Here is a 24,404-nt window from a genome sequence, read left to right as displayed (position 1 = left end):
GGCCCGTTCAGGGCGACGCCAGGCGCAGGGCTCAGGACGACGCCAGCCGCAGGGCCAGAGATGCCACGACCAGCAGGAGGAACGGCAGCGGGGCGGGCAGATGGGCCCAGCGGCCCGAGCGCGCGATCACGATCACTGCACCCACGTAGTAGAGCATCAGCCCGACCGACGCCGCGACGGCGATCGGGACCCACCCGATGCCGATCAGCAGGCCCAGGACACCGGCCCCTTTCAGCACGCCCAGTGCGGGCACCCAGGTGAGCGGCACTCCGTAACTCGCCAGGTTGTCGAGCATCCATCGGGGTCGAATCAGGTGGTTGGCGGCCGAGTAGCCGCTGGTCGCGGCGGCGAGAAGGGTGACGACGAGGTAGGCCGTGAACATGACCGGTCTCCAGTCGGACGGAACGCAGACGGAACGATGACGACCGGGCCGCGCTGACGCCCCGTGACCTCAACCCTGACGAGTCGGCCACCCAAGCGTCCAATAGCCGTTTCCATAACCTGGCGGCATGGACATCGACACCCGGTTGCTGCGTTCCTTCAACACCGTGGCGGAGGAGGGGAACCTGACGCGCGCCGCACAGCGGCTCTTCGTGGCGCAGCCGACCCTGACCAAGCAGATCAAGCAGCTGGAGACCCAGCTGGGTGTTCCGCTGTTCATCCGCTCCCGGGCAGGGATGGAGCTCACGGCGGCGGGCCGTGCCCTGGCCGGCGAGGCGGCAGAGGTGCTGTCCCACTGGGACCGGGCGGTACGGGAGGCCCGGGGGGCGGCCGGGCGGGAGGCACGTGTCCTGCGGGTCGGATTCGTCGCCAGCGCGGCCAACGAGGCGACGCAGCGCATCATCGCGGAGTTCGCACGCCGGCGCCCGGACTGGCAGGTCTCCCTGCGGCACACCGACTGGACCGACCCGTCCGCGGGCCTCGCCGACGGAGAGGTGGATGCCGCACTGGTCCGCCTGCCGTTCCCCGGCGAGGACGCCTTCCGCGTCGAAGTCCTTTTCACCGAACCCCGCTGGGTCGCCCTGTGGGACGCCCATCCGCTGGCCGCGCTCGACGAGGTCCCGTTCGACCGGTTGCGTGACGAGCCCTTTGTGGCGGCGCCGCTCGAAACCGGGACCTGGCGGGACTTCTGGGTCGGCGACGACGCTGACGACGGCCGCACCGCCCTGATCGGAGCCGTCGCCCGCAACACGGACGAATGGCTGGCGGCGATCGCGGGCGGCCACGGCATCAGCCTCACGCCTGCGGCCTCCGCCCGCTTCTACCCCCGCCCCGGCGTCACCTACCGCCCGGTCAGCGGCCTCGCCCCCACCCGCGTCGGTGTCGCCCGGGCCCTGGCCCCGACCACCGATCCGGCAGTCCAGGACTTCGTCCGCGCCTGCCTCACGGAAGCCGGTGGCGGCCCTGCCGCCTGAAACAACCGGCCTCCCCAACCACGACGGGCAAGCATCCGATCGGCCCGCTGATCGCCCCCAGGGTCGACCTATCCGTCGTCGGGCGCCTGGTCGCGCTGCGGTTCCTGGCCCTGCGCGGCGTCCCCAAGGCGGAGTTGAAGGCCGGTACGCGGCTGCTGCACCTGTGCGGCCTGCTCACCCTCGCCCTGAACACCGCCGAACCGCTGCTGGCCGGACGCTACGGACGGGCCTGCCTGGATACCGTCGCGCCGCTCCTGCTCCTCGGCTGGGGCCACGTCGGCCCCGCCTTCCTCGCCCAGTTCCACACCCCCCATCCGCCCCACTCCGCATCTGGAGGCCGCCCCCACCTCTGAGCCCGTGCCCGACGAAGCCTCCGACTTTTCGACGCCCGCCCCGGTCGTCGTCGTCTCCCCGGCTGAGAAACTGGAGCCCGCTCCGGTGGCTGTTCCGCCCGTCGTCGTCGTCAAAGCGACTCGGCCCGCCTCCGGCCCGGCCCTGTCGGCCGCTCTGCTGGAGGCGGCCCGGCACATCGCGGACACCCACCGCGCCGAGCACGGAACACCGATCACCGCCGCCCACCTGGGGACGCGCATGGGCGTCGCTTCCGGTGGCCACCGCCGCACTCGCTCAGCTCTGAGCCCCGGCCCCCACCGGCCACATCCCCTCACTGGGCCCACGCCCGCGCCCGCGGGTCTGGTTCGCCATGCCCCGAGCAGCACCAACACACATACGGATTCTGCTGGTTGCTGCTCGGGGCCCAACCCGAACAGAAGGGACACGCCCCAAATCGTCACCCTGGACCTGCGCCACGTGGCAAGCCCCGCCGTGCGGGACCTGCTCCACCTCGTCAACCATCCCGACACCGTCCGACCGCAGCAGCGTCCGCTCGGACTCGCCCCATGTCACCGTCGGGTCGATGAAGAGGGGGAACGCAGCCGTCGCCGTCCTCGTGAGCATCTCCGCGTCCGGTATGACCGACAGCGAGCCCTTGCCGAGCTTCACACCCATCCGGGACACCTTGTCGCCCTGGCCCGGAGCGCGCCCCGAACCCGAGGGCGCCGCCTCGGAGGGTCCGCAGGCACGCGCGATGCCGGTGCCACCAAGCTCTTCGCACTGCCGGCGGCCCTCTTCGCCACGGGGTCGACGGCGCTGCTCATGCTGATCGGCGGTCGGCTCCGCCTCCCGGGTCCCGTGTAGGGGCGCGGGGATCGTGTGGCCGGGGAGGGGCCGGTGGTGCTACCGGTGCGCCTGCCGTCCGCGCCCGGCTACGCCGTGGGCACGAGACAGCACAAAGCGTGATTCCACGGCACCACCCGGTGCCGTGGAATCACGCCGGAGACGATTTACGGCCGGTCAGGCCGCCGAGCCGCGGGCCTGCTTCTTCGAGGTACCGGCCGTCTCCGGCTCGGGGGCCTCCTCGAAGTTCACCCGGCCCATGTGGCGGTTCATGGACTTCATCAGGGCCCACACGCCCACAGCCAGCGCCGCGAAGACGAGAAAGCCGAGGACACCCGGGGTGACCTTGTTCTCGTCGAGCTCCTTGGCGAGGGTGGCCATGTGCGTCATTGCGAGGTGTGCGCTTGCGCTCATGTCAGGCATTGTCCCGGATGCCCGCGAAGAGGTCGTCCTCGGGGAGGGAGGTTTCGACGAGCGACTTCGCGAGCTCGTACTCCTCCGTCGGCCAGACCTCCTTCTGGATCTCCATGGGGACGCGGAACCAGCCGCCCTCCGGGTCGATCTGCGTGGCGTGCGCGATCAGCGCCCGGTCACGGGTCTCGAAGAAGTCGGCGCAGGGAACGTACGTGGTCAGCGTCCGCTCCGCGCGCTGGAACTCCTTCCAGCGCTCGAGCCACTCGCCGTAAGGCGACTCGAGACCGCGCTCGAGCAGTGCCTCGTGGAGGGCGACGGTGCGGGGACGGTTGAAGCCCTGGTTGTAGTAGAGCTTCTGGGGCTGGAAGGCCGGCCCGTACTCGGACTCGGGGAACTTCTCCCGGTCGGCCGCGCCCTCGAAGGCCACCATCGTGATCTTGTGGGTCATGATGTGGTCGGGGTGCGGGTAGCCGCCGTTCTCGTCGTAGGTCGTGATGACCTGGGGACGGAAGTCGCGGATCCTGCGGACCAGTTCACCGGCCGCCTTGTCGACGTCCTCGAGGGCGAAGCACCCCTGCGGGAGCGGCGGCAGCGGGTCGCCCTCCGGCAGGCCGGAGTCGACGAAGCCGAGCCAGTCCTGCTTGACCCCGAGGATCTCGCGGGCCTCGTCCATCTCCTTCCTGCGTACCTCGTGGATGTTCTCCTCGATATAGGCGTCGCCCTGGAGCTTGGGATTGAGGATGGAGCCGCGCTCGCCTCCCGTGCAGGTCACGACCAGCACGTCCACCCCCTCGGACACATACTTGGCCATCGTCGCCGCGCCCTTGCTCGACTCGTCGTCGGGGTGGGCGTGCACGGCCATCAGTCGCAGCTGCTCAGTCAAGACTCGATCCTCAATGAATAGTCGCGTCGTGCAACTTCTATAGTGACCGAATCGGCGGACGGAAAATTCCTGCCTCCGGCTCTCGAGAGGAACGATCATGGCGGCTGTCGGCGAAAAGCTTCCGCAGGGGCGCTACGGGCGCACGGCGGACGAGCGCGCGGACCGCAAGCTGAGGATCGTGGGGGCCGTCCTCGGCGCCTGCATGCTCGCTGTCGTCGGCTGGTTCGGCTACGACTACGTCGCCGGTACGCGGATCAGCGCCGAGGTGATCAAGTTCGACGTCATGGAGGGCGCCGACGAGGTCCAGGTCCATCTCGAGGTCCGCAAGGACGCGGGGGCCGCCGGCAGCTGCACGGTGCGGGCCCTCGCAGAGGACGGCGCCGAGGTCGGACGGCTGGACGTGGCGATCGGTCAGGAGGGTGAGAACCGCATCGACGAGGTCGTGAAGATCCGTACGACGCGGCAGGCGACGAGCGCCGAGCTGATGGGATGCAACGCCGCGTGACACCCCGAACCCCTCGCTGAGCAGGGGTTCTGTATTTACCGAGGCCTTTGTCCTCCCCCTTTGCCGCCGGAATTGTTAGGCTCGTGGTTTCGCCCACCCATGGGGGTACATCCTTGTGGGTAGGGCGATGCTTTGTATTCCCAGTACCTACGAGGAGCACCTGTGACCCAGACCAGCGACAACGTCACCTGGCTTACCCAGGAGGCGTACAACCAGCTCAAGGCCGAGCTGGAGTACCTGTCTGGTCCCGCGCGCACCGAGATCGCCAAGAAGATCGAGGCGGCGCGCGAGGAGGGCGACCTGCGGGAGAACGGCGGGTACCACGCGGCCAAGGAGGAGCAGGGCAAGCAGGAACTCCGTGTGCGCCAGCTGACCCAGCTCCTGGACAACGCCAAGGTCGGCGAGGCCCCGGCGGACGACGGCGTCGTCGAGCCCGGCATGGTCGTCACGATCGCCTTCGACGGCGACGAGGACGACACCCTGACGTTCCTGATGGCGTCGCGCGAGTACGCGAGCGCGGACATCGAGACGTATTCGCCGCAGTCGCCGCTGGGCGTCGGCGTGAACGGCAAGAAGGTCGGCGACGACGCCGAGTACGAACTGCCGAACGGCAAGAAGGCCGCGGTGAAGATCCTCGCGGCGAAGCCCTACTCGGGCTGAGCGAGACGCAGACGACGAAGGGGCCGGACCGCGGAAGCGGTCCGGCCCCTTCTTGTGCCGGTCAGGCGGCGGAGCGGTACTTGCGGACCGCCAGGGTGCGGAAGACCACCAGGATCAGCAGCGACCAGAGCGCCGAGGCCAGGACCGGGTGCTGCATGGGCCAGGCGTCGGGCGCCTTGAAGCCGGGCGGCAGATTGCCGAACAGCTCGCGGCATGCCTGCACGGTCGCGCTGAACGGGTTCCACTCGGCGATGGTCTGCAGGAAGCCCGGCATGTTGTTGGCGTCCACGAAGGCATTCGAGATGAACGTCAGCGGGAACAGCCAGATCAGCCCGCCGGAGGTCGCGGCCTCCGGCGTGCGGACCGAGAGGCCGATCAGCGCGCCGATCCAGGAGAACGCGTATCCGAGGAAGAGCAGCAGCAGGAAGCCGAGCAGCACCTTGCCGAGGTTCTCGTGGACCCGCCAGCCGAGGATCAGCGCGACGACCGCGAGCACGACGAGCGTGAACGCCGTCTGCACGAGGTCGGCGAGGGTGCGGCCGGTGAGAACCGCGCCGCGCGCCATGGGCAGCGAGCGGAAGCGGTCGATGAGGCCCTTGTGCATGTCGTCGGCGATGCCGGCGCCGGCGCCGGCGGTGGCGAAGGTGACGGTCTGGGCGAAGATGCCCGCCATCAGGAACTCGCGGTAGTCCTGCGGCGAGATGGAGCCGCCGACCTGGATGGAGCCGCCGAAGACGTACGTGAAGAGCACCACGAACATGATCGGCTGGAAAAGCCCGAAGATGATCATCTCGGGGATGCGCATCATCCGGATCAGGTTGCGCTTGGCCACGACCAGGGAGTCCCTGACGGACTGGCCGATGCCGCCACGGGGGCGGGGCGCCGCGAGCGGCGGCGCTGTCTGCGTGGTGGCGCTCACTTGGCGCCCTCCTTCCTGGCGCTGCGGCCCGCGGCGTCTTCCGGGTCCGCGCCGCCGTTGGCCTCTTCCGTCTCCGCCGCGTGGCCGGTGAGCGAGATGAAGACGTCGTCGAGGGTGGGGCGGCGCAGGCCGATGTCGTCGATCTCCACGCCGCGGGCGTCGAGGTCGCGGATGACCTCGGCGAGCAGCTTGGCGCCGCCGGTGACGGGGACGGTGAGCTTGCGGGTGTGCTCGGCCACGGTGACCTCGCCCTTGCCGTAGCCGACGAGGACCTCGCGGGCGGGCACGATCTGTTCGGGCTCGTGGACGACGACCTCGACACGCTCGCCACCCGTGCGGGCCTTGAGCTGGTCGGACGTGCCGCGGGCGATGACCTTGCCTTGGTCGACGACGCAGATGTCGTCGGCGAGGTGGTCGGCCTCCTCCAGGTACTGGGTGGTCAGCAGCAGCGTCGTACCGCCGCCGACGAGTTCCTGGATGACCTCCCACAGCTGCTGCCGGTTGCGCGGGTCGAGGCCGGTCGTCGGCTCGTCCATGAACATCACGGGCGGGGACACGACCAGCGCCGCGGCCAGGTCGAGCCGGCGGCGCATACCGCCGGAGTAGGTCTTGGCGGGGCGGTCGGCGGCGTCGGCCAGATTGAACCGCTCGAGCAGCTGACCTGCCCTCTTCCTCGCGTCCCTGGAGCTCATCTGGTACAGCTGCCCGACCATCTGGAGGTTCTCCCGGCCGGTCAGGTACTCGTCGACGGCGGCGAACTGGCCGGAGAGGCCGATGGACCTGCGCACCTCGTTGGGGTGCTTGAGCACATCGATGCCGGCGACGACCGCGGAGCCGCTGTCCGGCTGGAGGAGAGTGGTCAGTACGCGCACGGTGGTGGTCTTGCCGGCGCCGTTCGGGCCGAGAAGTCCGAGGACCGTGCCTTCGGGGACGTCGAGATCGACGCCGTCCAGTGCCTTTACGTCGCCGAAGGTCTTGACCAGACCTTCGGCGTAGATGGCGCCTGGCATAGAGGGTCTCCCATGGTGACGGGTGGAGTGGATGAATGCTTGCGCGCGACAGGCCGGCTCGGCCGCTCCCTTGGCGGGAGCATGGCAGGGACCCACACCATAACGCGATACATCGCGTCTCTCAAGAGGGTGTCGCGTCATGGCGCGCCGGGTATCGCGATACAGGCGCCTCGCCCTCCCGCCGGCGCGGAAGCGCTCAGACCATCACCGTGTAACCCGCGGCGCGCAGGGTCGCCGCGACCTCCTCGCAGTGCTCGGGCCCCTTCGTCTCCAGGTGCAGCTCCACCTCCACCTCCGTGAGCCCGAGCCGCGGGTCGGTCCGTACATGGCTCACATCGAGAACATTGGCATCCGCCACTGACAACAGGCCGAGAAGACCGGCGAGCGCACCCGGCCGGTCCGTCAGCCGCAGTCGCAGCGACAGGTACCTGCCCGCCGCGGCCATGCCGTGCCGGAGGATGCGCTGCATCAGCAGCGGGTCCACGTTGCCGCCCGACAGCAGGGCGACGACCGGGCCCTCGAACGACCTCGGATCGCTCAACAGTGCCGCCACCGTGCTCGCCCCGGCCGGTTCGACCACCATCTTCATCCGCTCGAGGCAGAGCAGCAGCGCACTGGAGAGCGCGTCCTCGGAGACCGTACGAACCTCCTCGACAAGATCGCCAATGATTTTGAAGGGCACATCGCCCGGCCGCCCCACCTTGATCCCGTCCGCCATCGTCGTCGGCTCGTCGACGGACACCGGATGCCCGGCCGCCAGCGAGGGCGGATAGGCGGCGGCGCCCTCGGCCTGCACGCCGATCAGCTTCACGTCCGGCCGCAGCGCCTGCACCGCGACCGCGATCCCGGCCAGCAGCCCGCCCCCGCCGACACCGACGAGGATCGTCCGCACCTCCGGGCACTGCTCGAGGATCTCCAGCCCCACCGTGCCCTGCCCGGCGATGATGTCCGGGTGGTCGAAGGGGTGGATGAAGACCGCGCCCGTCTCCCGTGCGTACTCCTGCGCCGCGGCCAGCGTCTCGTCGACGACCTGCCCCTGCAGACGCACATCGGCCCCGTACTCCCTGGTCGCGGCGACCTTCGGCAGCGGGGCCCCGACCGGCATGAAGACCGTCGAGCGCACCCCCAGCAGCGACGACGCCAGCGCCACGCCCTGCGCGTGGTTGCCCGCGGAGGCGGCGACGACGCCCGCCGCCCGCTCCTCCTGCCTGAGGCCGGCGATCCGCACGTACGCGCCGCGCAGCTTGAAGGACCCGGTGCGCTGAAGGTTCTCGCACTTGAGATGGACCGGCGCCCCCACCAGCTGCGACAGATGCCTGCTGCCCTCCATCGCCGTGACCCTGGCGACACCGGACAGCATCTTCTGCGCTCCCCGGATGTCGTCGAGGATCACGGAGGGAATCTCGGGCGTACGGAAGCTCATGCTGCCAAGTCTGGCAGTTCGGGCTTCGACGGGCGGCGCCGTCCGCATCCCGGTCCGGCGCCCGCCGCCGCCACCCGGAAGGGGCCCGCGGCAGGGCGGACGCACCGGCCCGGAGTCCGGCCGCGTAAGGGGCCCGTACCGGATTGTGCAGCGCAGGTACGCCGGGACCCGGGGCCGCGTACTCTGTCCCCCACCAACCGACCACCGCACAAGAGAGCCCCCGCAGCCATGCCCACTTCTCAGGACATGACGACCACTGCGTCTGCCTCTCGGGGTACCTCCCCCGAACCTCCCGGCGGCCGCGGTCTCCTCGATGCCCTCCAGCACCAGGTGGCCGTGTTCGCACGCCGCGCGGAACAGACACGGCTCGGCGGAGTCGGCCAGGTCCGCAACTCGATGGACCGTGCCGCGTACCTGCTGCTCAACCGCCTGGACCTGGAAGGTCCGATGGGCGTCAAGGCACTGGCCGCCGGGATGGGCATCGACTCCTCGACCGTCACCCGGCAGGTGGCGCCGCTCGTCGACACCGGCCTGGTCAAACGCACCTCGCACCCGGAGGACGGCCGTGCGGTCGTGCTCCAGCTGTCCCCGCGCGGCCTGGCCAAGCTCGAAGAGGTCCGCGCCTCACGCCGTGAACTGATGGCCCAGGTGACGGACGGCTGGACGGAGAGCGAGCGGGAATCGTTCTGCACCCTGCTCACCCGTTTCAACACGGCCCTCTCCGCCCGCCAGGCCGGTCTTCCCGCCGGTGAGACGGAGACGCCGCCGACCTCTTGACCCAGGGCCGTCACCGGGCTCTATATGAGGACGTGACCGAGCGGAATTCAGCCATGGACCGCCGTCGCGCCCGTGAGTTCGAGGCCTTCGTGGCAGGCGCGTCGAGCCGGCTGCTGCACGCCGCGACCCTGCTCACCGCCGAGCCCCCCACCGCCAACCCGCTCGCACAGCGGCTGCTGACCGGCGCCCTGGCCCGCACCTACGCGCACTGGGACCGGCTGCGCGGCGAGGACCCGTACAACCGCACCCGCCAGGAACTCGCCCTCCGCTTCGCCCGCAGCGCCTGGCGCTACCACCGGGTGCGGGGCGGGGTACTGGACCGCCTCACCCCGCAGGAACGCCTGATCCTCGTGCTCCGCCTGTACGAGGGGGTCGAGGAGGAGCAGACCGCCGCGATCATCGGGCTTCCCGCGGACCGGGTGCGGGCCGTCTGCAGCCGGGCGGTCTCCGCCATGCGCAGCGCCCGCAGGGCCCCGGGCCGCCCACTGCTGAGGACCGCCTCGTGAACGGCCCGGAACGCAAGGAGGACGAGGTCAGGCGGATGATGGACGCCCCCCATCCCGTGGTCCCCGCCGGCCTCGGCACGCGCGCCGCGGAACAGGGCGCACGACTGCTGCGCCGCCACCGGGCGGTCCGCCGGGCGTGGATCGGGCTGCTGATCGTGCTGGTGATCGCGTGCGCGGTGTGGGCGACGGTGACCGAACCGTGGGCGGTTCCTCCGTCGGACACGACACCGCCACTCGAAGGCTGGTAGCGGCGGCTCGTCGCGGATCTACCCTGAAGAGAGGGGCGCACCGAACGAGCCCAGGAGGCCGTCATGACCAGGAAAGTCGCCGACTGCCGCAACACTCCCAGCGTCTCCGGATGCACCCTCACCATCAGCGGCGAGGAGGAGGAAGTCGTGCGGGCGGCCGTGGAGCACGCCATCTCCGTGCACGAGCACGCCGACAGCCCCGAACTGAGGCAGATGGTGCGTGAGTCCCTGCAGGACGAGAAGGCCCACGTCTGACCGGATCCCGGTCCGGTTCCGTCAGGCCCCTGCGGGCTCGCCGGGGCCTGACGGAGCGTCCGGGGTCAGCCCAGCGCCTGCTGGAGATCGGCGAGCAGGTCGTCGGCCGCCTCGATGCCCACGGAGAGGCGGACCAGATCCGCCGGCACCTCCAGGGCGGAGCCCACGACGGAGGCGTGCGTCATCCGGCCCGGGTGCTCGATCAGCGACTCCACACCGCCCAGCGACTCACCCAGCGTGAACAGCTTCGCCCGGTTGCACACCTCGACCGCCGCCTGCTCGCCGCCCTCGACGCGGAACGAGACCATGCCGCCGAACGCCCGCATCTGCTTCGCCGCGATCTCGTGGCCGGGGTGCTCCGGCAGCCCCGGGTAGAGGACCTGGGTGACCTTCGGGTGGCTGGTGAGCATCTCCGCGACCCGCGTCGCGTTCTCGCTGTGCCGGTCCATGCGCACCGGCAGCGTCTTGATGCCGCGCAGCACCAGCCACGCGTCGAACGGTCCGGCGACCGCGCCCATCGCGTTCTGGTGGTACGCCAGTTCCTCGCCCAGCTCGGCGTCCGCGGCGATCAGCCCGCCGCCCACGACGTCCGAGTGGCCGCCCATGTACTTGGTCAGCGAGTGCACGACGACGTCGGCGCCGAGCGCGATCGGCTGCTGGAGGTAGGGGCTGGCGAAGGTGTTGTCGACGACGAGCTTCGCGCCCGCCGTGCGGGCGATGTCCGCGACGGCCGCGATGTCGGTGATGCCGAGCAGCGGGTTCGACGGCGTCTCGACCCAGATCACCTTCGTGCGGTCGGTGACCGAGGAACGCACGGCCGCCGGGTCGGAGGTGTCGGCCACGGAGAAGTCGACGCCCCACCGCTCGACCACCTTCGCGAAGAGCCGGAACGTGCCGCCGTACGCGTCGTTCGGGATCACCACGTGGTCGCCGGGGCGCAGCAGCGTACGCAGCAGGCAGTCCTCGGCGGCGAGCCCGGAGGCGAAGGCCAGACCCCGGCGTCCGCCCTCGATCGCGGCAAGGTTCTCCTCCAACGCGGTGCGCGTCGGGTTGGCGCTGCGGCTGTACTCGTAACCGCCGCGCAGGCCGCCCACGCCGTCCTGCTTGTACGTGGACACCTGATAGATGGGCGGTACGACCGCGCCGGTCAGCGGGTCCGCGGTGTTGCCCGCATGGATGGCGCGGGTCTCGAAGCTGTGGAAGCTGTGCTGGTCGCTCATGAGGCCCGAGCGTAGTCCGGTGCGGGACCGGCCGTGGCCGCACGGCGCAGGCGTCCGGGACAATGGGCTCATGGAGATTCTCTGGTTCCTGATCGCACTGTGCATGCTGACCGCGATCATCGGCCCCGTCGTGCTGCGCCGCCGGAACGGCATCCGCCTCGCCCGGCCCGGCTCGCCCGACGCCGCCGACCCGGACACGTACGGATTCGTACGCCAGGAGCAGCTGGACGTCCGGATGCCCGGACCGGACCAGGACCTCCTCGACGTACTGGACGTCGTCCAGCGGACCCAGGACTGGCAGGCCGCCTCCCAGCTGCTCGCCGGTACGCCGAAGGAGGGCGAGCGGCGCTGGCAGCGCGTCCAGGCCTTCGCCGGGGCCGCGTCCCTGGAACTGGCGCAGCAGCCCGGCGTCGGCGGCGCGTGGCTGCGCAAGTGGCGCTCGGAGGCGCCGAAGGACGCGGGCGCGGCGCAGGTGCACGCCGAGTTCCTGGTGCAGCAGGCGTGGCGCTCTTCGGCCGTCGGCGCGGACGACTTCCGGATCATCCTGGAGGAGGCCCGGACCGTCTGCGGCGAGGCCGCGCTGCTCGCGCCCGGCGACCCCGTCCCGTACATCATCGAGCTGGCCGTCGCCCGCGGACTCGGCTACAGCCACGAGCAGTTCGACCAGCTGTGGGCGAAGGTCATCGACCGCGCGCCCGACCACATGGGCGCCCACCTGGCCGCGCTGCACCACCTGTGCGAGAAGTGGCACGGCTCCCGCGAGGAGGCCGACCACTTCGCCACGACGGCCGCGGCCCGCGCCCCGCGGGGGTCGCTGCTGGCGGCCCTCCCCCTCTTCGCGGTCTACGAGCACCTGCCCGAGGTGAACCTCGTGCGCTCCTTCTACCAGAGCGCGGTGGTCACCAAGGCCATGGAGGGCGCGCTGTTCGCCGTGCACTCCGCCCGCCCGGACGACCCGATGCTCGCGCACGTACGCCACCTGCTCGTCGTCTTCCTGGTGAACTCCGAGCGGTGGGCCGAGGCGATGCACCAGCTCGTGCAGGTCGACGGCCACGTGGGCGCGCTGCCCTGGACGACGGAGCCCGACCCGGCGGCGGCGTACACGGTGTACCGCAACCTGGCGGTCGCGGGATACGAGGCGAACGGCGGCAGCCCGGCGACACTGCTGCGCTGAACCGCGCCCGCGCGGCGCCGCCGATGGAGCCGGTGGAATTCCGGACGGCACCGGGACGTTGTTCCGTTGCCGTCACCGTGAAGGAGAACCAGCCATGCTCTTCGGCCGTACGCCCGTGCTGCCCACCCCCGAGCAGGCCCTCAAGGGCCGCCCGGAGCCGACCTTCACGGTCCCCGACCGCCACACCGTCCTCGGCAACCCCCTGCTCGGCCCCTACCCGGAGCACCTGGAGACCGCGGACTTCGCGCTCGGCTGTTTCTGGGGCGCGGAGCGCAAGTTCTGGCAGACGCCGGGTGTGTGGACGACGCTCGTGGGCTACCAGGGCGGCCACACGCCGAACCCGACGTACGAAGAGGCCTGCTCGGGCCTGACCGGCCACACGGAAGCGGTCCGCGTCGTCTTCGACCCGTCGCAGGTCACGTACGAGTCGCTGCTGAAGCTCTTCTGGGAGTCCCACAACCCGACCCAGGGCTTCCGCCAGGGCAACGACGTGGGCACCCAGTACCGCTCGGCGATCTACACCCACTCCCCCGCCCAGGCCGCCGCGGCGGCGTCGTCCCGCGACGCCTACCAGAAGGTCCTGACGGGCTCCGGGTACGGCACGATCACCACGGAGATCCTCCCGGCGGAGGGCCGGCCCTTCTACCCGGCCGAGGCCTACCACCAGCAGTACCTGGACAAGAACCCGGCGGGCTACTGCGGCATCGGCGGCACGGGCGTCTCCTGCCCGATCGGCGTGGCACGCGCCGAGGGCTGACCTCGGCAGCCGGCCGCGGCACGGGCCGGTTCGGGGAAATCGAAGGCGGCTGCGCACCGGTCCTCCTACGATCCCTGGCATGCTGCTTCGCCGGGTATTACAGATGACCATGGTCCTCGTTCTGGCCCTCGCGGGGGCCGTCGGGGGCGGTACGAGCACGGCGCTGGCCGAGGAGAGCCGGCCGCCGGCCGATCGGCAGTTGCTGTTCTACAACCACGCCTACGGGGTGCTCGACCGGGAGACCGCCGACGCGATCGAGCACTCCGGCTATCTGCGTACCTTCGCCGACTTCCAGGTGCGCACCACGACCGGAGCCGACGGGCAGACCTGGACCGGCCGCTACCTGCTGGGCCGCGAGACCTACCTCGAGCTGTTCGGGGTGGGCGACCTGCCCGGCCAGGACGGCACCCTCGGCGCCGCCGGGATGGGGCTGTCCACCGAGCGCGCCGGTGACCTGGCCACGGTGACCCGGCGGCTGCGCGAACAGGGCGTCGCCGAGCCGGTGGAGTTCCGGCAGACACGGGACTTCGGCGACGGCGTGCCCGTGCCGTGGTTCGACGCCGTCTTCACCACCACCACGTACGACGCCTTCGGCGCCTGGGGGATGGAGTACCTGCCGGAGTACTTCGCCGACCCGCGCAGCAACACCGAGCCGGCCTCCTACCCCGGCGACGTCGGCCGGGAACGCTACCTGTCCGACGGATACCAGGACCGCCTGATGCGGGACGTGACGTACGTCCGCCTCGCGGTCACGGAGACGGACCTCGCGAACACGGAACCGCTGCTGCGTGCCGGCGGGTTCGTCGTACGGCCCGTGGCCGGCGGCGTCCTCGCGGTGCGGGGCGGCACCACGCTCCGGTTCGACGCCGTCCCGCGCGAGCAGGCGGGCCTGCGGGAGGTCGGGATGTCGCTCAACCGGTCCGTGGAGTACCGGCACGAGGAGCGCATCGGCCGTTCGACCCTGGTCGTCGGCCCCGGCTCCCACGCCGTGTGGACCTTCGGTGGGACCCCGTAGGACGGGCACCGGCAGAGCCCCGGGCGCCCGATCGCGGTGACGGCGCCGCGCCGGGTGCCTCACTGCCGTGACCCGCCGGGCCGCGCGACGGTGACGGCCGGGACCGGGACGGATGCCGCGGCGGTGGCCGCGGTCACCCCCGGTCCCGGCCCGGTGATGGCACACTGGGCGTATGGGTTCGCACAAGCACTACTTCTTTCTCTGATTCCGGACGCGGACGCAGCGTGCGAGTCGTAGGACTCCGCTGACGTCCCTCCCGCGTCCGTCCGACAGCACCCGGCCCTGCTCCGGCATGCGCGCAGGCGCACTGCGCCATGCCGCCGAGCTGGCCTGTCACCCAGGGAAAGACCATGCGCGAACGCGCCCGACTGACCATGAAAGACGTTTCCAAGGCGTACGACGGCCGTGCCGTCCTCGATCAGGTGTCGCTGACCGTGCGACCCGGTGAACGCGCCGGCGTCATCGGGGAGAACGGCTCCGGCAAGTCGACACTGCTACGGCTCATGGCCGGCGACGAGACACCCGACACGGGTGGGATCACGGTCGGCGCACCCGGCGGCACGGGGCACCTCGACCAGACCCTCGAGCGGACGCTCGGGCTCGGCCCCCACCACACCGTGCAGGACGCCATCGACACGGCACTCGCCGAACTCCGCGGCCTCGAACGGCAGATGCGGCAGGCGGAGGCGTCCCTCGCCGAGGCGGGCGAGGCGGAACTCGCCGCCTACGGCGAGCTGCTCACAGCCTTCGAGGAGCGCGGCGGTTACGAGGCCGACGCCCGGACCGACGCCGCCCTGCACGCGCTGGGCCTGGGCGGGCTGCCGCCGGAGCGGCGGCTCGGCTCCCTCTCCGGCGGGGAGCAGTCGCGGCTCGCCCTGGCATGTGTGCTGGCCGCCTCCCCCGAACTGCTGCTCCTCGACGAGCCGACCAACCATCTGGACCGGCAGGCGACCGAGTGGCTCGAGGAGCAACTGCGCGGCCACCGCGGCACGGTGGTGGCCGTCACCCACGACCGTGCCTTCCTCGAACGGGTCGCCACCACGATCCTCGAGGTCGACCGCGACACGCGTACCGTGCACCGGCACGGCGACGGCTGGGCGGGCCACCGGGCGGCGAAGGCCGCCGCACGCCGCCGCCGGGAGCAGGAGTACGAGGAGTGGCTGGACGAACTGGCGCGCACGCGGGAGCTGGTGGCCGCGTCCGGGCAGCGGCTGGCGGCGTCGGGGAAGGACCCGCGCCAGGGCTTCGGCAAGCACCGCCGTTCGCACGAGGCGAAGCTGTCGGGCCGGGTCAGGGCGGCACGGCAGCGTCTTGAACGGCTCGAACGGGAGCCGGTGACCGCCCCGGCGCCGCCGCTGCGGTTCACGGCGCGGCCGGTCACGTCGGGCCGCTCGGGGCTGCTCGCCGAACTCACCGGCATCGGGGTCGGTGAGCGGCTGCGTCTCGCGGGTCTGCGGCTGGAGTCGGGGCAGCGGCTGCTGGTGACCGGCCCGAACGGCGCGGGCAAGACCACGCTGCTGCGGGTGCTGGCCGGGGAGCTCCGGCCGGACGAGGGCACGGTGCGGCACGGGGAGCGGGTCAGGATCGGCTACCTCGCGCAGGAGTTGCCCGTGGCCCCGCCGCGCGGACCGCTGCTGTCGGCCTATGCGGCGGGCCGGCCGGGCCTGCCGGAGGAGTTCGCCGACGAGCTGCTCGGCCTGGGCCTGTTCCGCGAGGAGGATCTTCACGTACCGGTCCGCGCCCTGTCCGTGGGCCAGCAGCGGCGGCTCCAACTGGCCCGGCTGTTGGCGTCACCGGCCGATCTGCTCGTCCTGGACGAGCCGACGAACCACATGGCCCCCGACCTGATGGAGGACCTGGAAGAGGCGCTGGCTTCGTACGAGGGCGCTGTGGTCGCGGTCTCCCACGACCGGCGTTTCTGCGGCGGGTTCACCGGCGACCGGCTGGAGCTCCGCGCCGGCCGCGCCGTGGAGCACGTCGTCCGCGGTGGCGCCGGTGGAGAGGGCCGGACCCCGGCCCTCTCCACCGGCCGTCAGGCCGGGTGACGGGGCACCTGCCCGACGGTCACGCGGCGAGGCGCACGTCGCCCTGCCGTGCCGCCCCCACGGTCCGGCCGAACCGGGCCGTGGTGGAGCGGGCCGTGGTGGAGCGGGCCGTGGTGGAGCGGACCGGGCGGACGAGCTCGCGGTGGGACAGGGCGAGCAGGTCCGCGAGGCCGAGGCCGAGGGCGTGCGCGGCGGCGGCGAGGATCTCCGAGGAGGCCTCCTTGCGGCCGCGTTCGAGCTCGGAGAGGTACGGCACGGAAATCCTGGCGGCGTCCGCCACGTCCTTGAGTGTGCGCTCCTGCGCCAGCCGCTCACGGCGCAGGACGCCGCCGACCACCTCCCGCCAGAGCGGCTCTCCGGGCGCCCGCGCCGGTGCCGGCCCGTCGGGGGCCGGCGCCACGGCCGGGCGCAGGGGAACGACACGGGCTCGGTTCGTCTCGTGGCTGCTCACCCGCCCAGCGTAGAAGCGCCGCAACGGGCTGTGGAGCAGAAGCGGTTGCGCCAGGGGCGAAACGTGTTCCCGTGGCCGTCGGCTCGATGCGCCCCGGTCCGGTCCCGGGGCGGGAGGAGGAGTGCCCGGCGGTCACCTGCCGGGACGGGGCCGGGCCGGACGGTCACAGCTTGGCCTGGAAGTACGCGATCTCGCGTTCGCGCCGGTAGCCGAGTTGTTCGTTGACGGCCAGCATCGGGCCGTTCTCGTCGGCGACGGTCGTGGCCGTCTCTCGTACGCCGGGGCACTCGGTGGCCACGACGCCCATCATGTGGCGCTTGACGGCGAAACCGAGGCGAAGGCCGCGGTGGGCGGGTACGACGACCGTGTCGTACTGCATGGCCCGGACGTCGGACGGGTCGCGCAGCACCAGTTCGGTGTAGGCGGCGACGATGTCGGCGCCGTCGGCCGTGTGCACGACGGCCGAGGAGAGTATGACGCCGCCGCGGTCCTCGATCACGCGGGCGGCCGCCCGTACCCGTGCCGCGTCCCACTTCGGCACGGAGCTGTCCACGTCCCCCATGGGCGCGTCCTCCATGGCGTTGTGGGCCTCGGCGAAGGCGTCGGCGAGTCCGTCGGGCACGACACCGGTCCAGTGGGCGTAGGCGTACCCGTCGGGGAGCGCGGGGGGCACGGGATGGGCGGCGAGCGCTTCCTGGAGGTCCTGCACGTACCAGGCCAGCGGGAGGGCGTTGCCGAAGCCGTGGCGGGAGGCGAACTCCTCGCCCGGGCCGCCGAGTTCGAGCACCGTCGAGACGGACGTGCGGCCGTCCGCGGCGAGATCGTCGCGTACGGCCGCCCAGAGCCGGCTCCCGACGCCGCGGCGCCTGGCCCTCGGGTGGACGGTCAACTGGTCGAGGAACGCGGTGTGCAGGTTGTTCTCGTCGGTGAAGAGCACCACCGACGCCACGCCGTCGTACGAGCCGTCGGCCGCCACGGCCGCGTGATGGACGGTCCGGCCGTTCACCGACGACCTCCGCAGCTTCCCCTCGGTCTCCACCCGGCCCGGCGCGGGCACGTGTCCGGGCAGGTCGTGGAGGTGCGCGGCACGGACGACGGTGTGCCAGGCGTCCACGGCGGAGTCGGAGGGCGGCACGGGGAGGGTGGTGATCGTCATGCCGGGGACAGTACGTCCCCCTCCCCGGCGGCCGCTCGGAATTACGGCCGCCGCTGCCCGCGCCGGGGCCCGGAACGACGACGGTGGCGGCACCCTTCGCGGGTGCCGCCACCGTCAGGTGTCACGGGCAGGTCAGACGGCCGAGCCGGCCTTCCACTGCGCCCAGTCCATGTTCCAGCCGTTCAGGCCGTTCTCCGGCTTGATGGTGGTGTCCTTGGAGTTCTTGACGATGACGACGTCACCGACGATCGAGCTGTTGTAGAACCAGGCGGCGGGCTGCTTCGGGTCGCCGGCGCCCTTGACGTCGTTCAGGCCCACGCAGCCGTGGCTGGTGTTGGCGCTGCCGAAGACGGAGTCCGGTCCCCAGTAGTTGCCGTGGATGAACGTGCCCGACGTGGACAGCCGCATGGCGTGCGGCACGTCCTTGATGTCGTACTCGCCCTTGCCGTCGTCGTCGGTGAAGCCGACCGTCGCACCGTTCATCCGGGTCTCCTTGAACTTCTCGGAGATCACCATCTGACCGTTGTAGGTCGGGTTCTCGGAGGAGCCGGCGGAGATCGGGATGGTCTTGATCGTCTTGCCGTCCTGGGTGACCGTCATGATCTTGCTGGCGGCGTCGACGGTGGAGACCTGGTTGCGGCCGATCTTGAAGGTGACCGTCTTCTGCTGCACGCCGTAGACGCCGTCGGCGCCCTCGACACCGTCGAGCTCGAGCTTCATGGTGACGGTCGAGCCCTCTGCCCAGTACTGCTCGGGGCGGAAGTCGAGGCGCTGGCTGTTGAACCAGTGGCCGACGACCTCCTGGCCGCTGCTGGACGTCACGGTGATCCCGGACTGGACGGCCTTGCGGTCCGTGATCGCCTTGTTGAAGTTGATCGACACGGGCATACCGACGCCGACGGTGGAACCGTCCTCCGGCGTGAAGTTGCCGATGAAGCTGTTGGCCGGCGAGACGGTCGTGAACGACGCGTTCTCGTGGGCCTCGAGACCGTCCGCGTCCTTGGCCGTGGCGGCGATCTTGTACGTGGTCGAGCGCTCGAGCTGGGCGTCGGGCTTCCAGCTCTTGCCGTCGGCGGCGAGGGTGCCGGCCACGGCGGTGCCGTCCGCGGTCGTCATCGTGACCTCGGTCAGGGTGCCGTCGGTGACGGTGACCTTGGCCGCGTTGTTGATGCTCGCGTTGGTCGAGCCGTTCTTCGGCGAAATCGCTATTCGCGCCTTCGAGACCGCCTTCGCCGCGGCCTCGTCGATCTGCGCCTGTGACGTCTTCGAGGCCTCGGCAGCCGCGTCCTGATCGTCCCCGCCGCTGCAGGCCGACAGGGCCAGCACACCCCCGAGCAGCACGGATGCGACCTTCCATCCGCTGCGCCGCTTGCTGTCCGTCATCACACGCGTCTCCATCGTTGCCGAGTCCCCTGATCAACCACTGTGGACAACCCCATTTCAGGTCATCCGGTTCCACATCGGTACACGATGTGGGGAACAACACCTCACCGAGTGCGCCCGTCGGGCTCCTCGCCCGCCGGGTACACCTGCCACCGAACTGATCGACGCTGCATCCGCCTCATCGGTTGCACCGTTCCCGGTCCGGCTTTCGTCATTCGATTGTCGCCCCCACGCTCCTGCCCGGGAAAGCCCGTGCGGAAGTGCGGGGGGCGCCTGCCCGGCGATCCGGGCCCGAAGCGTGCAACAGGTCACTTCCCGGTCCCGTTACGGCCACCGGCCGGTGTCGCCGTCGCCGTCACCCTCGACGCCGCTGTCGTTCTCCAGCAGCGGGTAACCGTCCGGGCCCGGTTCGTAACCATCGACTTCGTCCTCGTCGATGTCGAACTCCCAGTCGGCGGAGTCCGGGTCGTACTCGATCTGCTCGCAGCTCCACGATGCCTGCGCGAGCTCGATTCCCGGCACCTCGCTGACCAGGTCGAAGGGGTCGATCAGATACGCCAGGGCCTCCGCCTCCTCCTCGCGCACCGCGGACTGGGCATGCGTCCGCTCGTCGTCGGGCATGAACTCGTCGTCCGCGATCCGTTCGAGCGCCGCTCCGGTCAGGGCGCCGGAGTCCTCGACCTCGATCACCAATTCCACTCGCAGCCGCACATAGCGTGATGTCTCAGAGGTGGTCATACGACGGAGGGTATGGCCCTTCGGGCCGCGGCTTTCCCACGACCCGCTGCTTTCACTAGCATCGCCCCACCGGCCAATTCGAGGATGCCTCAAGGGGGATCGACTTCGTGTCCGTCGCACGTCGACCGCTGCTCACCGCCACAGCCGCAGGGACCCTTCTGTGTGCGCTGTGGTTCGTCCCCTCCGCGAATGCCACCGCCGAGAGACAGGCCGCGCAGGAGTCCGGAGACTCGCGGTCCGGGGCGGCGGCGCAGGCGGCCGGCGAGGAGCTCCTGCTGGCGCAGACGGGCAGCGTGGACACCACCCCGTACGTGATCGGCGGCACGGTGTCCCTCGGTATCGGGGCGGGTTTCGTCGCGTACTCGATGCGGCGTCACCCCGGCACCGTCTGACCGGCCACCGACGCGAAGAGGCCGCCCCCGCGGTGACGGCGGGGGCGGCCTCGGTGTCGCGTGGGGTCAGGCGAGCGGCCCGGTCACCTTCTCCACGGCGGCGACGAGCTGTCCGTCCCGTACGAACGTGTCCGCCGCGGCCAGGTCCGGAGCGAGGAACCGGTCCGGGCCGGGGCCCTCGACGCCCGCCGCACGCAGCGCCTCGATGGCGGCGCGCGAGGCCGGGGCCGGGGTGAGGTGGCGGCGCAGCTCTATGGCGCGGGTCGCCGCGTACAGCTCTACGGCGATGACGCGCGTCAGGTTGTCGACGGCGGTGCGCAGCTTGCGGGCGGCCGACCAGCCCATGGAGACGTGGTCCTCCTGCATGGCGGAGGACGGGATGGAGTCGGCGGAGGCGGGGACGGCGAGCCGCTTGAGCTCGCTGACCAGCGCTGCCTGCGTGTACTGGGCGATCATCAGGCCCGAGTCGACCCCGGCGTCGTCGGCGAGGAACGGCGGCAGCCCGTGGCTGCGGTTCTTGTCGAGGAGCCGGTCGGTGCGGCGCTCCGCGATGGAGCCGAGGTCGGCGGCGGCGATGGCGAGGAAGTCCAGGACGTAGGCGACGGGCGCGCCGTGGAAGTTGCCGTTGGACTCGACGCGGCCTCCCCCAGAGACTCCGTCCTGGGAGGTACCCCCAGGGAGCACGACCGGGTTGTCGATGGCGGAGGCGAGCTCGCGGTCGGCGACCAGGCGGGCGTGGGCCATGGTGTCCCGGCCGGCGCCGGCGACCTGCGGGGCGCAGCGGACCGAGTACGCGTCCTGGACGCGGGGCGCTTCCTCCTCCTGGAAGTGGCCGGTGAGGCCAGAGCCCTCGAGGACGGCGAGCATGTTGGCGGCGGCGGCGCCCTGGCCCGGGTGAGGGCGGATGGCGTGCAGCTCGGGGGCGAGGACCTTCTCGGTGCCGAGCAGCGCCTCGAGCGTCAGGGCGGCGGTGATGTCGGCCGACTTGTAGAGGCGGTCGAGGTCGGCGAGCGCCATGACGAGCATGCCGAGCATGCCGTCGGTGCCGTTGAGGAGGGCGAGGCCCTCCTTCTCGCGGAGCTCGACGGGCGCGATGCCATGTTCCGCCAGCAGCTCGCCCGCGGGGCGCACGGAGCCGTCGGGGCCCTCCGCGTCACCTTCACCCATGAGGGCCAGGGCGCAATGGGACAGCGGCGCGAGGTCGCCGGAGCAGCCGAGGGAGCCGTACTCGTGGACGACGGGCGTGATGCCGGCGTTCAGCACGTCGGCCATCGTCTGCGCCACCTCGGGGCGGACGCCGGTGCGGCCGGAGCACACGGTCTTCAGGCGCAGGAACATCAGCGCGCGCACGACCTCACGCTCGACGCGCGGGCCCATGCCCGCGGCGTGGGAGCGCACGATGTTGCGCTGCAACTGGGCACGGAGCTCGGGGCTGATGTGACGGGTGGCGAGGGCACCGAATCCGGTGGAGACGCCGTAGACGGGCTCGGGCTTGGCGGCCAGCGCGTCCACGATCCCGCGGGCCGCGGCGAGGGCGGCGACGGCCTCGGCGGAGAGCTCGATCCGGGCGCCGTGGCGGGCCACGGCGATGACGTCATCGGCGGTGGTACCGGACGTCCCCACCACGACTGTTTGCATATCCATATTCAGCAGCGTACGGATTGAATCCAAACCTGTCACCACCGGTACGCGGTCCGGCCCCTTACAAGCTGGTCACGGCGCGCGGCCGTCAGGGCTCGCTCCACGGCTCGTCCTCCTCCGCTTCCGGGCGGGCGTCCCGGAAGCGACGGCGGTCCTGCGCCGACCTGGGCGGGGAGTCCGCCAGCCGCATCACCGTGCCGTCCCGTCCGGCCACCACCGGCTTCGGGGAGCGCGCGGCCTTGGCCCGGTACTGCGCCGCGTCCGCCAGCCGGAAGAGCCGCCGGGCCGACGGCACCTCCCCGATCGGGTCACCGGTCGACGCGACGCCGCACGCGACGCCCTCGCCGAGCTCCAGTTCCTTCGCCCGTACGCACAGATCCTCGGAGACGCCGACCACCTCGTCGGCGCTCGGCCCCAGCGTGACCAGGCAGAACTCGTCCCCGCCGAGCCGGGCCGCCAAGGTTCCCGGCAGCATCGCCCCGCACAGGGACAGGACGGAGCCAAACCGTTCCAGCAGCCGGTCGCCGACCGCATGCCCCTGCGTGTCGTTCACCTGCTTGAGCCCGTTGACGTCGCACACCACCAGGCTGACCACGGAACCGTCCGCCCGGTGCCGCTCGAGCGCCTCGTCGAGCCGGGTGTCGACGGCGCGACGATTGGCGAGGCCCGTGAGCGGATCGGTGAACGCGAGCCTGCGGACCTCCTCCAGCCGCTCGGTCTGCGCGATGCCCGCGGCCACGACCGACGCCAGGACGGTCGCGAAATCGGCGTCCTCCCTGTCGAACAAGGGCGCCGCTTCCGGCCTGGCCACGTACAGCTCGCCCCATGCCCTGCCGTGCAGCACGATCGGCGCGACGACGCAGCAGCCCCGGCCGCGCCGGCGCAGCGCCGCCACCCTCTGGTGGCAGTAGCCGTGCCCGGGCGTCACGGGACCCTGGGCGGTCTCCACCCACGCGCCCCCACAGCGCTCCGCGCGTGGGTGGGACCCCCACTCCCCCCCACCCGCCCAGCGTTCGTGCAGGAACTCGGTGATCTCGGGGAAACGGTTCACCGGATAGGTCTCGGATTCCGGGAACTCCTCCTCGTCCGGCGCGCGTTCACCCGCGTTCACGAGCACCCTCAGCCGCCCGCGCTCGCGCTCCCACACGGACAGGGCTGCGAACGACCCGGAGAGCGCGCCGCACGCGCCGAGGGCCGCCGCCCGCCAGGACTCGCGCGGGGTCGTCGCCGCGGCCATCGCCTGCGCCAGCGCCACCACGGCTCGCAACCGCCCATCCACAGCCATCCACCCAGCTTAGGGAGGTTTCTACCGATTTGATCAGATCTGCTGACCCGGGACGTGGACCGGCCGCGAAACCGGTCCCCCGCTCACTCCCCCGGCCACTGCGGCTTCCGCTTCTCGTTGAAGGCCGCGACGCCCTCCGCACGGTCCCCGGAGAACGCGGTGGCCCGCCACGCCGCGTCCTCGACCTCGAGCCCGGCGCGCAGATCGAGCCCCTGCCCGAGCCGCATGGCCTTTTTCGCGTTGCGCAGCCCGACCGGGGAGTTCACCGCGATACGGGCGGCGAGCGCGAGCGCCTCGGGGCGGGCGTCCTCGGCGAGGACGTCGACGAGCCCCAACTCCCGCGCCTCCGCCGCCTCCACGCGCCGCGCCGTGAAGACGAGCTCGGCGGCGCGGGCGGCCCCCACCCTGCGGGGCAGCAGCTGCGTACCGCCACCGCCGGGGATGACACCCACGGATACCTCGGGGAGCCCCACGACCGCGGTCGCGTCGGCGACGATCACATCGCAGGACAGCGCCAGCTCGAAGCCACCGCCGAGCGCGAAGCCGTGCACGGCTGCGACGGTCGGCATCGGGAGCTCCAGCACACCGGTGTACGCGCGCCGGGCGGTGGGCCGCTGCCGCACCAACTCGGCGTCGGAGAAGGAGTTGCGCTCCTTCAGGTCGGCGCCCACGCAGAAGGCGCGCTCACTGCTCGACGAGACCACGGTCACCCGCACGTCCCGGTCCGCCGCGAGCGCGTCACAGGCTTCACCGATGGAACGGGCCATCTCGGTGGAGACCGCGTTCATGGCCTTGGGGCGGTCGAGGACGAGCTCGGCGACGTGGCCCTGCTCATGCCTGCGCACGACGACGAACTCGCCGAACCGCTGCTCGGACTCGGACATGGGGCACCCTCCCGGTTAACGATGGTTCACCGGGATCATAGGCCCGCCTCCGCTCCGCGGGGCCGTTTCTCC

At 71.5% G+C, this 24,404-nt stretch carries 27 protein-coding genes; 12 read left to right on the top strand and 15 right to left on the bottom strand.

Translation table 11 applies throughout. The features are described 5' to 3' along the window. Nucleotides 1-31 precede the first annotated feature (31 nt). Nucleotides 32-382, bottom strand: coding sequence for a DoxX family protein (locus tag ACTMTU_RS14550; protein WP_441263895.1), 351 nt, complete (start codon nt 380-382; stop codon nt 32-34). 127 nt (nt 383-509) lie between these two features. Here ACTMTU_RS14550 and ACTMTU_RS14545 point away from each other — a divergent pair, with 127 nt between their 5' ends. Beyond that, nucleotides 510-1,415, top strand: coding sequence for a LysR family transcriptional regulator (locus tag ACTMTU_RS14545; protein ID WP_441263894.1), 906 nt, complete (start codon nt 510-512; stop codon nt 1,413-1,415). Between the two features lie 68 nt (nt 1,416-1,483). Here the strand turns inward: ACTMTU_RS14545 and ACTMTU_RS14540 are convergent, their stop codons facing one another. From ACTMTU_RS14540 to mca, 3 genes are all read right to left on the bottom strand, one after another. Beyond that, complete coding sequence (locus ACTMTU_RS14540) at nt 1,484-1,729, bottom strand: hypothetical protein (protein WP_441263893.1); 246 nt, start codon at nt 1,727-1,729, stop codon at nt 1,484-1,486. A 1,039-nt stretch (nt 1,730-2,768) separates the two neighbouring features. Continuing rightward, complete coding sequence (locus ACTMTU_RS14535) at nt 2,769-3,014, bottom strand: hypothetical protein (protein WP_441263892.1); 246 nt, start codon at nt 3,012-3,014, stop codon at nt 2,769-2,771. Continuing rightward, nucleotides 3,007-3,888 (bottom strand): mycothiol conjugate amidase Mca, encoded by an 882-nt coding sequence (gene mca, locus ACTMTU_RS14530; protein ID WP_441263891.1) that lies wholly within the window; start codon nt 3,886-3,888, stop codon nt 3,007-3,009. Before mca ends, ACTMTU_RS14535 begins: the two co-directional genes overlap by 8 nt. Before the next feature lie 97 nt (nt 3,889-3,985). Between mca and ACTMTU_RS14525 the strand changes: the two genes are divergently transcribed. Both ACTMTU_RS14525 and greA read left to right on the top strand, forming a co-directional pair. Further along, entirely contained in the window at nt 3,986-4,393 is a 408-nt protein-coding gene (locus ACTMTU_RS14525; protein WP_441263890.1) for a DUF4307 domain-containing protein, read from the top strand. A 162-nt stretch (nt 4,394-4,555) separates the two neighbouring features. Further along, nucleotides 4,556-5,053 carry a transcription elongation factor GreA gene (gene greA, locus ACTMTU_RS14520; RefSeq protein ID WP_005312833.1) on the top strand — a complete coding sequence of 166 codons (498 nt, stop codon included), beginning with the start codon at nt 4,556-4,558 and terminating at the stop codon, nt 5,051-5,053. Nucleotides 5,054-5,114: 61 nt separating this feature from the next. Here greA and ACTMTU_RS14515 read toward each other — a convergent pair whose 3' ends face one another. From ACTMTU_RS14515 to ilvA, 3 genes are all read right to left on the bottom strand, one after another. Beyond that, the gene (locus tag ACTMTU_RS14515) at nt 5,115-5,972 is read right to left on the bottom strand and encodes an ABC transporter permease (protein WP_441263889.1); all 858 of its coding nucleotides are present in this window, start codon (nt 5,970-5,972) and stop codon (nt 5,115-5,117) included. Beyond that, entirely contained in the window at nt 5,969-6,982 is a 1,014-nt protein-coding gene (locus ACTMTU_RS14510; RefSeq protein WP_441263888.1) for an ATP-binding cassette domain-containing protein, read from the bottom strand. Before ACTMTU_RS14510 ends, ACTMTU_RS14515 begins: the two co-directional genes overlap by 4 nt. Before the next feature lie 196 nt (nt 6,983-7,178). Beyond that, nucleotides 7,179-8,405 (bottom strand): threonine ammonia-lyase, encoded by a 1,227-nt coding sequence (gene ilvA / locus ACTMTU_RS14505; RefSeq protein WP_441263887.1) that lies wholly within the window; start codon nt 8,403-8,405, stop codon nt 7,179-7,181. Between the two features lie 246 nt (nt 8,406-8,651). On the opposite strand from ilvA, the gene ACTMTU_RS14500 reads away from it, so the two are divergent. The 4 genes from ACTMTU_RS14500 to ACTMTU_RS14485 all read left to right on the top strand — a co-directional run bounded on the left by ACTMTU_RS14500 (nt 8,652) and on the right by ACTMTU_RS14485 (nt 10,191). Next, nucleotides 8,652-9,182, top strand: coding sequence for a MarR family winged helix-turn-helix transcriptional regulator (locus tag ACTMTU_RS14500; protein ID WP_441263886.1), 531 nt, complete (start codon nt 8,652-8,654; stop codon nt 9,180-9,182). Nucleotides 9,183-9,235: 53 nt separating this feature from the next. After that, nucleotides 9,236-9,688 (top strand): sigma factor-like helix-turn-helix DNA-binding protein, encoded by a 453-nt coding sequence (locus ACTMTU_RS14495; RefSeq protein ID WP_441263885.1) that lies wholly within the window; start codon nt 9,236-9,238, stop codon nt 9,686-9,688. Beyond that, nucleotides 9,685-9,936 carry a hypothetical protein gene (locus tag ACTMTU_RS14490; RefSeq protein ID WP_441263884.1) on the top strand — a complete coding sequence of 84 codons (252 nt, stop codon included), beginning with the start codon at nt 9,685-9,687 and terminating at the stop codon, nt 9,934-9,936. The genes ACTMTU_RS14495 and ACTMTU_RS14490 overlap by 4 nt, the downstream gene beginning before the upstream one ends. Before the next feature lie 63 nt (nt 9,937-9,999). Then, nucleotides 10,000-10,191 carry a DUF1059 domain-containing protein gene (locus ACTMTU_RS14485; RefSeq protein ID WP_441263883.1) on the top strand — a complete coding sequence of 64 codons (192 nt, stop codon included), beginning with the start codon at nt 10,000-10,002 and terminating at the stop codon, nt 10,189-10,191. 65 nt (nt 10,192-10,256) lie between these two features. Here ACTMTU_RS14485 and ACTMTU_RS14480 read toward each other — a convergent pair whose 3' ends face one another. Then, nucleotides 10,257-11,411, bottom strand: coding sequence for a cystathionine gamma-synthase (locus ACTMTU_RS14480; protein ID WP_441263882.1), 1,155 nt, complete (start codon nt 11,409-11,411; stop codon nt 10,257-10,259). Nucleotides 11,412-11,481: 70 nt separating this feature from the next. Here ACTMTU_RS14480 and ACTMTU_RS14475 point away from each other — a divergent pair, with 70 nt between their 5' ends. The 4 genes from ACTMTU_RS14475 (at nt 11,482) to abc-f (ending at nt 16,402) form a co-directional block, all read left to right on the top strand. Continuing rightward, nucleotides 11,482-12,585, top strand: a complete 1,104-nt coding sequence (locus ACTMTU_RS14475) for a hypothetical protein (protein ID WP_441263881.1) — start codon at nt 11,482-11,484, stop codon at nt 12,583-12,585. A 94-nt stretch (nt 12,586-12,679) separates the two neighbouring features. Next, the gene (gene msrA, locus ACTMTU_RS14470; RefSeq protein ID WP_441263880.1) at nt 12,680-13,342 is read left to right on the top strand and encodes a peptide-methionine (S)-S-oxide reductase MsrA; all 663 of its coding nucleotides are present in this window, start codon (nt 12,680-12,682) and stop codon (nt 13,340-13,342) included. 103 nt (nt 13,343-13,445) lie between these two features. Continuing rightward, nucleotides 13,446-14,357, top strand: coding sequence for a DUF5829 family protein (locus tag ACTMTU_RS14465; RefSeq protein WP_441264224.1), 912 nt, complete (start codon nt 13,446-13,448; stop codon nt 14,355-14,357). A gap of 350 nt (nt 14,358-14,707) precedes the next feature. Next, complete coding sequence (gene abc-f, locus ACTMTU_RS14460; protein WP_441263879.1) at nt 14,708-16,402, top strand: ribosomal protection-like ABC-F family protein; 1,695 nt, start codon at nt 14,708-14,710, stop codon at nt 16,400-16,402. Nucleotides 16,403-16,421: 19 nt separating this feature from the next. On the opposite strand, the gene ACTMTU_RS14455 is transcribed toward abc-f, so the two are convergent. The 4 genes from ACTMTU_RS14455 to ACTMTU_RS14440 all read right to left on the bottom strand — a co-directional run bounded on the left by ACTMTU_RS14455 (nt 16,422) and on the right by ACTMTU_RS14440 (nt 20,130). Continuing rightward, nucleotides 16,422-16,853, bottom strand: a complete 432-nt coding sequence (locus ACTMTU_RS14455; RefSeq protein ID WP_441263878.1) for a helix-turn-helix domain-containing protein — start codon at nt 16,851-16,853, stop codon at nt 16,422-16,424. A 163-nt stretch (nt 16,854-17,016) separates the two neighbouring features. Further along, nucleotides 17,017-18,009: a GNAT family N-acetyltransferase gene (locus ACTMTU_RS14450; protein WP_441263877.1), complete on the bottom strand. Its 993-nt coding sequence runs from the start codon at nt 18,007-18,009 to the stop codon at nt 17,017-17,019. Nucleotides 18,010-18,141: 132 nt separating this feature from the next. After that, nucleotides 18,142-19,407, bottom strand: coding sequence for a L,D-transpeptidase (locus ACTMTU_RS14445; RefSeq protein ID WP_441263876.1), 1,266 nt, complete (start codon nt 19,405-19,407; stop codon nt 18,142-18,144). Nucleotides 19,408-19,716: 309 nt separating this feature from the next. Continuing rightward, nucleotides 19,717-20,130: a hypothetical protein gene (locus ACTMTU_RS14440; RefSeq protein ID WP_441263875.1), complete on the bottom strand. Its 414-nt coding sequence runs from the start codon at nt 20,128-20,130 to the stop codon at nt 19,717-19,719. A 107-nt stretch (nt 20,131-20,237) separates the two neighbouring features. Between ACTMTU_RS14440 and ACTMTU_RS14435 the strand changes: the two genes are divergently transcribed. Next, the gene (locus ACTMTU_RS14435; RefSeq protein WP_441263874.1) at nt 20,238-20,522 is read left to right on the top strand and encodes a hypothetical protein; all 285 of its coding nucleotides are present in this window, start codon (nt 20,238-20,240) and stop codon (nt 20,520-20,522) included. 66 nt (nt 20,523-20,588) lie between these two features. Here ACTMTU_RS14435 and hutH read toward each other — a convergent pair whose 3' ends face one another. From hutH to ACTMTU_RS14420, 3 genes are all read right to left on the bottom strand, one after another. Beyond that, a complete protein-coding gene (gene hutH, locus ACTMTU_RS14430; RefSeq protein WP_441264223.1) occupies nt 20,589-22,160 on the bottom strand; it encodes a histidine ammonia-lyase in 1,572 nt (523 codons plus the stop codon). 91 nt (nt 22,161-22,251) lie between these two features. Then, on the bottom strand, nt 22,252-23,448 hold the full coding sequence (locus tag ACTMTU_RS14425; RefSeq protein WP_441263873.1) for a diguanylate cyclase domain-containing protein: 1,197 nt from the start codon (nt 23,446-23,448) through the stop codon (nt 22,252-22,254). Between the two features lie 83 nt (nt 23,449-23,531). After that, entirely contained in the window at nt 23,532-24,332 is an 801-nt protein-coding gene (locus ACTMTU_RS14420) for an enoyl-CoA hydratase/isomerase family protein (protein WP_441263872.1), read from the bottom strand. Between the last annotated feature and the right edge of the window lie 72 nt (nt 24,333-24,404).

The organism is Streptomyces sp. OZ13, from assembly GCF_052068155.1.
Taxonomy (GTDB): Bacteria; Actinomycetota; Actinomycetes; order Streptomycetales; family Streptomycetaceae; genus Streptomyces.
The sequence above is the reverse complement of the archived record's forward strand: the minus strand, read 5'-3'. Positions and strand labels throughout refer to the sequence as shown.

Bases quoted from the DNA above. Each gene is read 5' to 3' on its own strand.
- ACTMTU_RS14550 (WP_441263895.1), bottom strand. From the start codon at position 382: ATGTTCACGGCCTACCTCGTCGTCACCCTTCTCGCCGCCGCGACCAGC.
- ACTMTU_RS14545 (WP_441263894.1), top strand. From the start codon at position 510: ATGGACATCGACACCCGGTTGCTGCGTTCCTTCAACACCGTGGCGGAG.
- ACTMTU_RS14540 (WP_441263893.1), bottom strand. From the start codon at position 1,729: ATGGGGGGTGTGGAACTGGGCGAGGAAGGCGGGGCCGACGTGGCCCCA.
- ACTMTU_RS14535 (WP_441263892.1), bottom strand. From the start codon at position 3,014: ATGCCTGACATGAGCGCAAGCGCACACCTCGCAATGACGCACATGGCC.
- ACTMTU_RS14525 (WP_441263890.1), top strand. From the start codon at position 3,986: ATGGCGGCTGTCGGCGAAAAGCTTCCGCAGGGGCGCTACGGGCGCACG.
- ACTMTU_RS14510 (WP_441263888.1), bottom strand. From the start codon at position 6,982: ATGCCAGGCGCCATCTACGCCGAAGGTCTGGTCAAGACCTTCGGCGAC.
- ilvA (WP_441263887.1), bottom strand. From the start codon at position 8,405: ATGAGCTTCCGTACGCCCGAGATTCCCTCCGTGATCCTCGACGACATC.
- ACTMTU_RS14500 (WP_441263886.1), top strand. From the start codon at position 8,652: ATGACGACCACTGCGTCTGCCTCTCGGGGTACCTCCCCCGAACCTCCC.
- ACTMTU_RS14495 (WP_441263885.1), top strand. From the start codon at position 9,236: ATGGACCGCCGTCGCGCCCGTGAGTTCGAGGCCTTCGTGGCAGGCGCG.
- ACTMTU_RS14485 (WP_441263883.1), top strand. From the start codon at position 10,000: ATGACCAGGAAAGTCGCCGACTGCCGCAACACTCCCAGCGTCTCCGGA.
- ACTMTU_RS14480 (WP_441263882.1), bottom strand. From the start codon at position 11,411: ATGAGCGACCAGCACAGCTTCCACAGCTTCGAGACCCGCGCCATCCAT.
- ACTMTU_RS14475 (WP_441263881.1), top strand. From the start codon at position 11,482: ATGGAGATTCTCTGGTTCCTGATCGCACTGTGCATGCTGACCGCGATC.
- msrA (WP_441263880.1), top strand. From the start codon at position 12,680: ATGCTCTTCGGCCGTACGCCCGTGCTGCCCACCCCCGAGCAGGCCCTC.
- ACTMTU_RS14465 (WP_441264224.1), top strand. From the start codon at position 13,446: ATGACCATGGTCCTCGTTCTGGCCCTCGCGGGGGCCGTCGGGGGCGGT.
- abc-f (WP_441263879.1), top strand. From the start codon at position 14,708: ATGCGCGAACGCGCCCGACTGACCATGAAAGACGTTTCCAAGGCGTAC.
- ACTMTU_RS14450 (WP_441263877.1), bottom strand. From the start codon at position 18,009: ATGACGATCACCACCCTCCCCGTGCCGCCCTCCGACTCCGCCGTGGAC.
- ACTMTU_RS14445 (WP_441263876.1), bottom strand. From the start codon at position 19,407: ATGGAGACGCGTGTGATGACGGACAGCAAGCGGCGCAGCGGATGGAAG.
- ACTMTU_RS14440 (WP_441263875.1), bottom strand. From the start codon at position 20,130: ATGACCACCTCTGAGACATCACGCTATGTGCGGCTGCGAGTGGAATTG.
- hutH (WP_441264223.1), bottom strand. From the start codon at position 22,160: ATGCAAACAGTCGTGGTGGGGACGTCCGGTACCACCGCCGATGACGTC.
- ACTMTU_RS14425 (WP_441263873.1), bottom strand. From the start codon at position 23,448: ATGGCTGTGGATGGGCGGTTGCGAGCCGTGGTGGCGCTGGCGCAGGCG.
- ACTMTU_RS14420 (WP_441263872.1), bottom strand. From the start codon at position 24,332: ATGTCCGAGTCCGAGCAGCGGTTCGGCGAGTTCGTCGTCGTGCGCAGG.